Source organism: Pseudoalteromonas sp. SG45-5, assembly GCF_014164085.1.
GTDB lineage: Bacteria > Pseudomonadota > Gammaproteobacteria > Enterobacterales > Alteromonadaceae > Pseudoalteromonas > Pseudoalteromonas aliena.
This window is the reverse complement of record NZ_JACJEM010000007.1, coordinates 1-11,001: the sequence shown is the minus strand read 5'-3', so window position 1 is coordinate 11,001 and position 11,001 is coordinate 1. Positions and strand designations below refer to the sequence as shown.

Sequence of the window (11,001 nt, the reverse complement as noted above, 5' to 3'; positions counted from 1 at the left end):
CCACCCCATATAAAACAATAACTTACATTTCGGTCTCATTTTTGCTCTATATTGTTTATACAAATACAAACAATAAATATCAAAGGAATAACCATGAGCTCATCAAGCGTATTAAATATTACAAAACCACTTTCACTTATTAGCGGTATTTTATTATTAAGCGGCTGTGTATTTCACATATCGCCAAGCGTTGCATCGGTAAAACAGACGCAACAACTTACACTGCCAAGCAACAACCTTGAGTATTTAAATGTTTTGAGCGGCGCAGGTAGCCTTGAAATAAAAGGCTCAAAAACGGCCAGCAGCATAAGTGTTGATGCCACTATCTACACAGCCGACATTAACGATGAATATGAGCTAACGCTAGAGCAAGATGGTAAACAAGCAAAGCTTGTTGCCCAAAATAAAAGCCGTAATGGGATTAGCTTTTACAGTGGCCAATCGCCAAGTATTAATTTAGTGGTTACTGTGCCAAGCACACTAAATTTAGACATTGATGATGGATCTGGCGATATAACTATCACTGCGATGCAAAGCAATATTGATGTAAAAGACGGCTCTGGAGATTTAACCATTAACAGCGCTAAAAACTTAACTGTTGACGATGGCTCAGGTGAAGTCAACTTTCAAAATATCGCAGGTAATTTAGAATTAACCGACGGCTCTGGCAGCATTCATATTAGCAATGTAAGTGGCAATGCAGTTATTGACGATGGATCGGGCGAAATGCACGTGAGCAATATAGGCGGCACTTTAACCGTTGAAGATGGCTCAGGTGACTTGGCTATTAATAATGTAAGTGGCGCAGTCAATGTAGACGACAACTCTGGCGATATAATCATTGAGCATGTTGATGCCAGTGTCACTATTGAAGACGGTTCTGGTGATATTCGCGTTAATCATGCCAAAGGGCTGGCTATTATCGAAGCAGGTTCTGGCGATGTAAGTATTGATAATATCTCTGGTTCAGTAAAGCTCGACGATTAATACTAAACATTTAAGCTTAAGCATTAAATCAATCTCAAATAGCTACTTTCAACTCTATAAATTATTGTATTTTACAAGAACCTAAGTCATTCTATTTATGCTCAAGCACTTTGAGCATAAATTAACTTAGGATAAACGCGTGTTAGAAATTGCTTTAATTTACTTAGCAGCAGCCATAGTCGCTGTGCCTATTGCAAAACGAGTCGGACTTGGCTCAGTATTAGGTTATTTAATTGCCGGAATACTCATTGGCCCTTATGCGCTCGGTGTTGTGGGCGATCAAACAGATGTAATGCACTTTGCTGAATTTGGCGTAGTAATGATGCTGTTTTTAGTGGGCCTTGAGCTACAACCTTCGCGTTTATGGACATTACGCCACTCTATTTTAGGGCTTGGCGGCTTACAGGTTGTGCTATCGGCAGCGGCTATATTTGCATTTTGTTATTGGTTTTTTGCCATGCATTGGCAAACCGCACTCGCCATTGGTTTAATGCTCGCGCTCTCCTCTACCGCTATTGTGCTGCAAAGCCTTGAAGAAAAAGGCTGGCTAAAGCAAGAAGCCGGACAAAACGCGTTTTCGGTATTGCTGTTTCAAGACATCGCAATTATCCCTATTTTAGCCTTATTACCACTGCTCGCATTTGCCCCGCAAACTAGCACAAAAGAAATCAGCGATTCGATTATTGCAAGCTGGCCTGTATGGCAACAAGTATGTGTATCGGTTGCGGTTATTGCCGCTATTATTGCCGGCGGTAAATATGTATCGGCCCCGTTATTTAGATACATTGCTCAAACACACATGCGTGAAATATTTACTATTTTTGCACTCTTTTTAGTGGTCGCTATTGCACTGGTTATGCAAAGTATTGGTTTATCGCCTGCGCTGGGGACTTTTTTAGCAGGCGTTGTACTTGCCGAAAGTGAATTTAGACACGAATTAGAAGCCGACATAGAACCCTTTAAAGGCTTACTGTTAGGGTTGTTTTTTATAACTGTTGGCGCATCAATTAACTTTGAACTGCTATTTAACGAGTTTAGTACCGTTATTGCCTTAGTAGTTTTACTCATAGTAGTTAAAGCCTGCATTTTATTTGCCCTTGCCGTTACCTTTAAAATTAACAGTAAACAGCAGTTATTATTTGCCCTAGCGCTTGCCCAAGGGGGTGAGTTTGCCTTTGTACTTTTAAGCGTAACCACCACCTTAAGTATTTTAACGCCCGAGCAAACCAGCCTTGTTACCTTAGTTGTGGCGGTATCAATGCTAATAGCGCCGTTACTACTTATGGTTTATGAGCAAATACAAAAACGCAGCAGCAGTGCTCTGCCTGAGTTTGATAAGCCAGAGCAAATTAGCACCGCTAAGCACGTAATTATCGCGGGCTACGGACGTTTTGGGCAAATTATGGGGCGTTTACTGCACGCGCAAGGCTACGAAATTACCGTACTTGACCATAGCCCTAGCCAAATAGAATTACTACGCCGTTTTGGCAATACTGTATTTTATGGCGATGCCGCACGCCAAGAACTCCTTGAAGCCGCAGGCGCACACACCGCGCAAATGCTGGTAATTGCAATTGATAACCCCGATAAAACCATTGAGATAATTAAGCTTGCGCATAAAAACTACCCGCAGCTTAAAATAGTTGCTCGCGCAATCGACCGCCGCCATGCGTATCAGTTACTTAATTTAAAAGCAGATGCGTTTAACCGTGAAACCGTCGATTCAGCTATTAACCTTGCCGTAGAAGCTCTGGAGTTACTAGGTAACACTAAGCAAGATGCAGAGCGTGCTGGTAAGCTGTTTAGAGACCACGACCGCGCTGCGGTACTGCAACTTGCTGCATTATGGGGAGACGACGCCAGCTACGGCGTAGCAGTTCGCCAACGCATGGAAGATTTAAAACAAGTACTGCAACAAGATAAACAAGCACAAAGCGATTTAAATACCTGCGATAGCGGTGACTGCGAAGACGGCTTAACAGAAGTAGAGAGTAAACCTAAAAAGCCTGATGATGCTCATCTTGAATAAAGTCAGATAGTTGGGTTGCACTATTAGCATAAATTGATAGCGCCCACTCAATTGGACATAAACTGTTGGCTAAACAGTAAAGTAAAGCGAAACGTAGCCAACGGTTTTTATGTAGTTTAAAGCACTTTTATAACACTTTACTTGAAGCCCTGATGAACATTCCCAATAACTTCGAATTGATTTTTCTGAAACTCTACAGTAGGGATATCAACATGATCTTTTAACCAAGGCCAAACCTCATTAGTTTTACCATTGGCCTGATGCGCAACGTAGAAAAATGATATTACAGGCTCTATACAGTTGATAATATTAAAAATTGAGTCTTTGAAATATGCTTTATAAAACTCAGTTGCGCCGATAGATTTTTGATGGATTATCTCATTTCTATACTCTTCAAGAGTAACAAACTGCCCCCACCATTTTTGCTTTTCTACATTATTAGTTCCATACAACTCTGGAAGGATATATTTAATCTTTGTTTTTAAACTAAGCCAGCGTTCGATGGCTGCTTTATCGTATGACTCTATAATACCTTTCGAGTTTTTCTTAGCTTTGTAAGTGTGTCCATGAGGAATGCTTAGATTAGCAAATGCTTCTAAAGCAGTATAAGCAAAGACGATTGCAGATTGAACCTCTTCGATATAATCATAAACGTCTTGGGAAATAGTACTTATTGCATCTTTTTTACTTCCAGTTAGCTTAGTAATATCCAATTCATAGCTAATATTTTTAAATTTTCGGTCAAAAATTTCTTTCGCTCGACTTGAAGCTTTAGTGCTTACGCTCATTAAAATTCCTATGTTGTTTGGCACGAAATAATTAATCCTTCGCGAACGATTGAGTTTGACGGTATCAATATCTTGAATCAACATTGAACCGCTACTATCTTTGGCAAAATGAAAAGTAGGCTTCGTCATTCTCAAGTCTGGTATTTCATACCCTTCAGGTGTCAAACCAACCACTAATGAACTTTTAGATTTATTAGGACTCATCATATTCACCTATCTTTATAACAACATTATCAGAGTTTACTTCCTTACATTTACGAGAAAGCGCCCCTATTGCATGGGCTTCTATTAATATCAAAGAGTATAAATTATTGCCAACTTTAAATGCCATGCGAAAGGTGGGTAGCTTTGGAAGTAAGAGGAAAATTGCTTAACAAGCTTAATTTGTCGCAGTGACTTGTATTAACTCGTTGAATACCTACTTGTAGCTCATAGCAGCCTGTCATTTTTAGCTATGAGCTACTACATTTAAAAACTAGTGGTGATGCCCGCCTTGAATAGCCTCGCCCTGCTGGTTATAAAAGCCAGTTGCGCCGTGTTCAATAAAACCTAGGTTTATCATTTTAGCTAAAAACGGGTCACCTTCGTTATCGCCAATGTCGGCGTAATCGGTGGTTTGAAAGCGATCCCACTGTGCAAATTGAGCAGTAATTAATGGCACATCAGTGCTTACATTGTTAAGGCTTAGCAAGGTAGTTGTTTCGCTTTTTTTATTACTAATACTAAATGTTTTAACTAATTTTGAATGCGTAAAAAAGGCGAGGTTAAAGTCGTTGCCATTTTCGCTCAGTGTATAGTTTTTCACTTCATCACAGCCTTTGCCTTGTGTGCTTACTAAGGTCATTTTTTCGATTAAGTGGTTATCCACCAGCTGACTTTTAGCACTCCAATTTTGTACGCCGCGTACTTCAGATGGTTGATATTCAATACCGCGTTGCTGAGCATTAAAGTAACGTATTGGGCGTATTTGATTATTGGCTAGATGCTGCCAAAGCTCGGTCATTACATCATTTTCATGGGCAACTTGTTGCTGGTTTCGCCAAAGGTTGAGCGACTGACTGACAGGCTTGTTATTAGCCGCTGCGGTACTTTTTACAGAATGAGTGACTGTATTGGTTACACTGTAATTTGCTTTTAATATATTTGGGTTGATATCGCACTGCGAGGCTAAGCTACTTGTACTTACAAGCGTGGCAATTAGTAATAACGCTTTTTTCATTGAGCTATCTCTTATTTATATTTCAAGTTTATGGCAATAACATAACCACTAAAAATGTCAGTTTAATGACAAAAAACCCGCACAATGTACGGGTTTCTTTATTTAGATATATTTAACTAAATTTATAACTAGCCGGTATTTATTGCGCTACTTTTTCATCGGCAGCTTTTACAAAATCAGCTGCAAAATCCATTACATGGAATAAAAAGCTTTGCTCGTTTGTCCCTGTTACTAGATGAGCACCTGGCCCCATTGCGTAAACACCCACATCTTCACCGGCATGGGTTTCTGAGCTAAGTGGTACTAGCGACTCTTGGTGAAAACCTGGTGTTGTTGTATCAACATTAGTTAGGTCAACGCGGCCTGTTACCGCTGCTGCTAAGTAAGAAGCATCGGCATCGGTTTCATTACCTAAATCTCTGTAACCCAAACCATTTGTGTAGCCTACGGTTGTGTAAGGCATATCATCCGCTGCAAGGCTTGGCTCTGTTTTTCCTACACCAACCACTTTACCTAAAATTGGATTACCGCGTTTAGGGTAACCGGCAATGGTAAATACATGGCTGTGATCGGCGGTTACAACTATTAATGTTTCTTCTGGGTTGGTGTTTTCCATCGCCACTTTAACGGCTTTGGCAAGCTCAATTGTGTCGTTAAGTGCGTTATAAGCATTACCCGCATGGTGTGCGTGGTCAATACGGCCCGATTCAACCGTTAAGAAAAAGCCTTGCTCGTTGTTATCAAGCACATTAATCGCTTTTTTGGTCATTTGTGATAAAGACGGCTCGCCAGCAACGTCATTTGCACGGTCAGCTTCGTATTGCATGTGGGATTCGTTAAATAAGCCAAACACTTTAGTTGCATCATCGCTAATTGCATCAAAGCCCGTTTGATCCATTACGTAGGTGCCATTTGGGTATTGCGTTTTCCACTCTGCGGTTAAATCGCGATTATCTGTGCGATCCCCTTCAACAGTACTTACTGCATCGGCTGAATTAAACGCGGCATCTTTTGGTAAAAAGTGACGACGGCCACCACCCATAACAACATCAATACCGTCTACATCAACACCACTAAAGCGCGCTTCTAGGTTGGCTTCAAAGTTAACCAGTTGCGATGCAATATCTTCACACGTTGCAGCACTTGCTGGCATATCTGAAATATCTTCCCAGTTACGCTCTGCCGATTTAGCATACGTTGCAGCTGGTGTTGCATGAGTAATACGCGCTGTAGAAATAATCCCTGTTGCTTTGCCTGCAATTTCAGCAAGCTCTAATGAGGTAACAAGTTCGTGCCCTTTGCCTGATACACAATTACCACGTTCAACCGCTTCATCAATACCAATAACGCCTGCGTCGGTTTTAACACCCGATGCCATTGCGGTCATAGTACCTGCCGAGTCGGGCGTTTGCGCATCTACGTTATATGTTTTTACAAAACCAGAAAAAGGCATAGTTTCGAAGCTAAGTTGATGCTCTTCACCCATTTCGCCCTCTAGCTGCCCTGCTAAAATACGTGCTGCGGTTACAGTAGAAATACCCATACCATCGCCAACAAATAAAATAACATTTTTAGCTTTGCCTGATTCAGTCACAATTTTAGCGTTTGCTGCCTGCGTTGTTTCGAGCTTTGTTTGTGCATCGCTAAACCACACATTACTCGTCAATGATTTTAACTGCTCGCTGGTTAGCGAAGTGGCTGGTGCATTACACACTAAATTAGTTGCTGTTACTTCGCCGCTATCTAGTTTACCGTTTTTGTCTGTATCTACACCTGATTGTGTTTCTACACCACCGTTAACACATTGTTCAGAGCCCACGGCAATTTTATTGTCGACTGCGATAATGTTATTTTCGTTGTTATCGTTATCACTTGAGCAACCCGCAAGGGCAACCATTACTGCTAAAGAAAGTACTGTTAATTTGTTCATGTTACCCGCCATTATTGCTGAGTTAGTTCAAGAGCTTGATTAATTAAATGAAACACTACGTTTTGCTCAATTACACCTTGAGCAAGTTGGGCACCTGGGCCTTTAGCATGTAAAGAAATATCTTCACCTGCGTGTGTTTCAGAACTAAGTGGCACGGTTGTTTCTTGATGAAAACCAGGTGTGGTTGTATCAACACCATTTAACTCAACACGCCCTGCAACAGCGGCACTTGCGTAGCTTGCATCAGCATTTGTTTCATCGCCTAAATTTCTAAAACCTAAGCCATTTGCATAACCAACCGTTGTATATGGCATGTCATCTTTTGCTAAGCTCGGTGTTGTTTTTCCAACCGCAACAACTTGACCTAAAATTGGGTTACCACGCTTAGGATAACCAGCAATCGTAAATACATGGCTATGATCGGCGGTCACTAAAATAAGGGTTTCTTCTGGATTGGTGTTATCTACCGCAGCTTGCACAGCTTTTGCAAACTCAATGGTATCGTTTAATGCGTTATAGGCATTTCCTGCGTGGTGCGCATGATCAATACGGCCCGACTCAACCGTTAAGAAAAAACCTTTTTCGTTTTTACCAAGTACTTCAATCGCTTTTGTAGTCATGTCGGTAAGTGAAGGTTCACCCGCTACATCGTTTGCGCGGTCTGCTTCATACTGCATGTGGGATTCGTTAAATAAACCAAATACTTTGGTAGCATCATCGGCAATGGCATCAAAGCCTGTTTGATCCATTACATAAGTTGCGTCAGGGTATTGTGTTTGCCACTCAGTCACTAAGTTGCGCTCGTCAGTACGATCGCCCTCAATTGTACTTGCGGCATCCGTTGAGTTAGCCGCTGCATCTTTTGGTAAAAAATGACGACGACCGCCACCCATTACAAAATCAAGACCATCTACATCCGTTCCAACAAAACGTGCTTCTAAATTCTTTTCAAAATTAACCAGTTGCGATGCGATGTCTTCACAACCAGTCGTTACTGCATCTTCTGGCATATCTGAAACATCTTCCCAATTGCGGTCTGCCGATTTAGCATACGTTGCAGCGGGCGTTGCATGAGTAATTCGTGCTGTAGAAATGACCCCTGTTGCAAGACCTTTAATTTCAGCCAGTTCAGTCGCTGTAAGAAGCTCATTACCTGCCACTGTTGAACACACACCGCGTTCAATATCTTCATCTACACCAATTACGCCAACATCAGTTTTAACACCTGAGATCATTGCTGTCATTGTGCCGGCAGAATCAGGCGTTTGTGCATCAACATTATATGTTTTAACTTGTGCTGAGTACGGAAAGCTCTCAAAGCTTAAATAGCCTTCTTCACCAAATTGGTTATTACGCTGACCTTGTAAAATGCGCGCCGCAGTAAGTGTTGATATACCCATACCGTCGCCAACAAATAAAATAACGTTTTTAGCTTTGGTCGTTTTTGTAGCCTGCGCTTGTGTTGTTTTTGTTGTTAGTTTTGTTTGCGCAGCGCTATACCAGCTGCTGTCTTTTTGGCTTTGCGGTAGTACATCGGCATGACTAACTGCGCTAAACGCAAATGTTAGCGCGATTGCCGTAGCGACTTTTTTAATTTTCATCCGTAATTCCCATTGTTTAGTGGTTATTTTTAATATGTGTGACCACAAAAAAGATCAACCGCCGCACTATAGGAAACAGATATGACTAATAAAGGTAATTTTGATGAAGAAACAATGACTAAAATTTTACAAAAATAAGTCAGGCACAAAAAAGCGCAACGTTTACACGCTGCGCTTATCAATTCAATTAAATTTTATTTTTTTAATTAACGACCATCTTCAAACGAAGCGGTTGCAGAAACTTTGCTCCAAGTACCATCTGTATATAGTACCGTCGCCTCTGCTTTATAGCCTCTGAACGATCTTATCGAAAATGAGCATGATGTACCCGATACACCACAAGACGATGCTGCATTTGACCAAACAACACTATCAATGTCAGAACCATTACCTATAACTCTAAATACTGCTGTTGCTTTATTCTTACCATAAATTAACGCAGAACAATGATTTGGAGTAAATTGATCATATGCTTGAGTATCTACATAACACTCCATTTGATCTGCACTCGCTTGCGCAGAAAATATAGAAGCTAAAACAATACCCATAGAAATTAATGTAGTTTTCATTCTTATCCTTAATTAAACCAAAGTAGGTACGAATCAAAGTAGAACACAAATCTAAATCAGTACAATTTATTTACAAAAAAAAACACAAAAACATATAAAAACATACAAAAGAACCACTTTACTAAATAACCTAATGTGATCATCCTATCCTTTAACGCGGCATTAGCCATGATTGAAGTTGCATTTAAGTAATCTGAACTCTGATGTAAGTAGCGTGAAGCCTCTCTGCCACCTCCTAATAAGAGTTAATACATCGCAAAAGCCCTGTATTATTCTAAAAGTAAGCCGCCTTGAATAAATTTAATAATCAGTAACTAACTATCAAAAATCAATATAAAGCCTTAAGCTTTAAACAGTCAACTATTTAATAATTAAGGGTTTTATATTTACTTACTCGTATATAAAAATACTTTAAAATCAAAAATCAATCCCCTTAGCCGCGGGTTAAATAAAATGAAATGTCAGATAAAGCTTGTTTTATGTCTAACCTTACTGTTATCCTGCCTCGCATCGGGTTGACAGAAAACCCTATTTATTTGTAAGTACCACGTTGATATTAGTAATAATCCTTCGCGTTATCCTCAGTTAAATGTATGTTTTCTTCCTGTTAAATTGCCTAATTTAAGGCGCACTTTTATTAATTCTTAGGATACTATTATGTCTAATACTACAACTGGTACAGTTAAATTTTTCAACGAAGCAAAAGGTTTTGGTTTCATCGAGCAAGAATCTGGTCCTGATGTTTTCGCACATTTCAGCGCAATCTCTGGCGACGGTTTCAAAACTTTAGCTGAAGGCCAACGTGTACAGTTTACTGTTACTCAAGGTCAAAAAGGTCCACAAGCTGAAAACATCGTTAGCATCTAATTGCTTTCGTTTAATGGGTTAGCAATAACCCATTAAAAAAATACTAGTTTGAAAGAAGTTTTGTTTTATTTGTTAGTACCGAGTTGTTTTAGTAATAATCCTGCACGATATCCTCAAGTTAACTATTTTTTCCGGCTCAATCGCCTCTTTTCAGGCACACTTATATTAATTTTTTAGGATACATATTATGTCTACTACAACTACTGGTTCAGTAAAATGGTTTAACGAAGCTAAAGGTTTTGGTTTTATCGAGCAAGAATCTGGCGCAGACGTGTTCGCACATTTCAGCGCAATCTCTGGCGACGGTTTTAAAACTCTTGCTGAAGGCCAACGTGTACAGTTTACTGTTACTCAAGGTCAAAAAGGCCCACAAGCCGAAAACATTGTTAGCATCTAATTGCTAAACAATTTGGTGGGTTAGAAATAACCCATTAATATATTTACCTTTATAATTATTTAATCGAATATCTTCAAAACCTCCTCTGTAAATATTTTCCAAGCACAATCTCATTTGTATACACAACTCATTAATTAGTACATTTTTAAACACATTTACTACTATCTCTCTTGAGCGAAAGCTTTGTATTGCCTACAATAGCGCATACTTCATTCAATATAGAATATGACCATGAACGACACTACCGCAAAACCAGCTTTACCAGATCGCCTTTCTATTAATCCACGCAGCCCACATCATGTGGAAGACGTTTTTGAACACGATATTGGTATCACGTTCAACGGCAAAGAGCGTTTTGATGTTGAAGAATACTGCATCAGCGAAGGTTGGATAAAGTTTGCATCTCCAAAAGTTGATCGTCGCGGACAACCACTTTTACTTACCAGAAAAGGCACTGTTGAAGCCTTTTATAAGTAAGCTAATACTACTTAACCTGAACTCTGGATAATAAATCTATCTCGAGCAGCTATTATCAGCGCTAACTGCGTTGAATTTACTTGCAATAGGCTAGCTATTGACGCGTAAATTCGCCTTGTTTTCACTGAGAATCTCTA

10 protein-coding genes are annotated in these 11,001 nt (G+C 39.9%); 5 read left to right on the top strand and 5 right to left on the bottom strand.

From position 1 onward, the window contains the following. Window positions 1-93: 93 nt before the first annotated feature. Both H5119_RS03140 and H5119_RS03135 read left to right on the top strand, forming a co-directional pair. Window positions 94-987 carry a DUF4097 family beta strand repeat-containing protein gene (locus H5119_RS03140; protein WP_182701179.1) on the top strand — a complete coding sequence of 298 codons (894 nt, stop codon included), beginning with the start codon at window positions 94-96 and terminating at the stop codon, window positions 985-987. Between the two features lie 139 nt (window positions 988-1,126). Next, window positions 1,127-3,016, top strand: a complete 1,890-nt coding sequence (locus tag H5119_RS03135; protein ID WP_182701178.1) for a monovalent cation:proton antiporter-2 (CPA2) family protein — start codon at window positions 1,127-1,129, stop codon at window positions 3,014-3,016. A gap of 137 nt (window positions 3,017-3,153) precedes the next feature. On the opposite strand, the gene H5119_RS03130 is transcribed toward H5119_RS03135, so the two are convergent. The 5 genes from H5119_RS03130 to H5119_RS03110 form a co-directional block, all read right to left on the bottom strand. After that, on the bottom strand, window positions 3,154-4,011 hold the full coding sequence (locus H5119_RS03130) for a hypothetical protein (protein ID WP_182701177.1): 858 nt from the start codon (window positions 4,009-4,011) through the stop codon (window positions 3,154-3,156). A gap of 268 nt (window positions 4,012-4,279) precedes the next feature. Beyond that, window positions 4,280-5,023 carry a hypothetical protein gene (locus H5119_RS03125; protein ID WP_182701176.1) on the bottom strand — a complete coding sequence of 248 codons (744 nt, stop codon included), beginning with the start codon at window positions 5,021-5,023 and terminating at the stop codon, window positions 4,280-4,282. Window positions 5,024-5,162: 139 nt separating this feature from the next. Next, on the bottom strand, window positions 5,163-6,953 hold the full coding sequence (locus H5119_RS03120; RefSeq protein WP_182701175.1) for an alkaline phosphatase: 1,791 nt from the start codon (window positions 6,951-6,953) through the stop codon (window positions 5,163-5,165). An 11-nt stretch (window positions 6,954-6,964) separates the two neighbouring features. After that, complete coding sequence (locus H5119_RS03115; RefSeq protein ID WP_182701174.1) at window positions 6,965-8,554, bottom strand: alkaline phosphatase; 1,590 nt, start codon at window positions 8,552-8,554, stop codon at window positions 6,965-6,967. Between the two features lie 206 nt (window positions 8,555-8,760). Continuing rightward, window positions 8,761-9,123: a hypothetical protein gene (locus H5119_RS03110; protein WP_182701173.1), complete on the bottom strand. Its 363-nt coding sequence runs from the start codon at window positions 9,121-9,123 to the stop codon at window positions 8,761-8,763. A 657-nt stretch (window positions 9,124-9,780) separates the two neighbouring features. Between H5119_RS03110 and H5119_RS03105 the strand changes: the two genes are divergently transcribed. The 3 genes from H5119_RS03105 to H5119_RS03095 all read left to right on the top strand — a co-directional run bounded on the left by H5119_RS03105 (window position 9,781) and on the right by H5119_RS03095 (window position 10,864). Continuing rightward, window positions 9,781-9,990, top strand: a complete 210-nt coding sequence (locus H5119_RS03105; RefSeq protein ID WP_006792548.1) for a cold-shock protein — start codon at window positions 9,781-9,783, stop codon at window positions 9,988-9,990. 187 nt (window positions 9,991-10,177) lie between these two features. Beyond that, a complete protein-coding gene (locus tag H5119_RS03100) occupies window positions 10,178-10,387 on the top strand; it encodes a cold-shock protein (RefSeq protein ID WP_010554515.1) in 210 nt (69 codons plus the stop codon). 231 nt (window positions 10,388-10,618) lie between these two features. Next, window positions 10,619-10,864, top strand: coding sequence for a DUF3297 family protein (locus H5119_RS03095; RefSeq protein WP_182701172.1), 246 nt, complete (start codon window positions 10,619-10,621; stop codon window positions 10,862-10,864). Window positions 10,865-11,001: the final 137 nt, after the last annotated feature.

Coding starts and splice junctions, on each gene's coding strand:
- H5119_RS03140 (WP_182701179.1), top strand. CDS start 94: ATGAGCTCATCAAGCGTATTAAATATTACAAAACCACTTTCACTTATT.
- H5119_RS03130 (WP_182701177.1), bottom strand. CDS start 4,011: ATGATGAGTCCTAATAAATCTAAAAGTTCATTAGTGGTTGGTTTGACA.
- H5119_RS03125 (WP_182701176.1), bottom strand. CDS start 5,023: ATGAAAAAAGCGTTATTACTAATTGCCACGCTTGTAAGTACAAGTAGC.
- H5119_RS03120 (WP_182701175.1), bottom strand. CDS start 6,953: ATGAACAAATTAACAGTACTTTCTTTAGCAGTAATGGTTGCCCTTGCG.
- H5119_RS03115 (WP_182701174.1), bottom strand. CDS start 8,554: ATGAAAATTAAAAAAGTCGCTACGGCAATCGCGCTAACATTTGCGTTT.
- H5119_RS03110 (WP_182701173.1), bottom strand. CDS start 9,123: ATGAAAACTACATTAATTTCTATGGGTATTGTTTTAGCTTCTATATTT.
- H5119_RS03105 (WP_006792548.1), top strand. CDS start 9,781: ATGTCTAATACTACAACTGGTACAGTTAAATTTTTCAACGAAGCAAAA.
- H5119_RS03100 (WP_010554515.1), top strand. CDS start 10,178: ATGTCTACTACAACTACTGGTTCAGTAAAATGGTTTAACGAAGCTAAA.
- H5119_RS03095 (WP_182701172.1), top strand. CDS start 10,619: ATGAACGACACTACCGCAAAACCAGCTTTACCAGATCGCCTTTCTATT.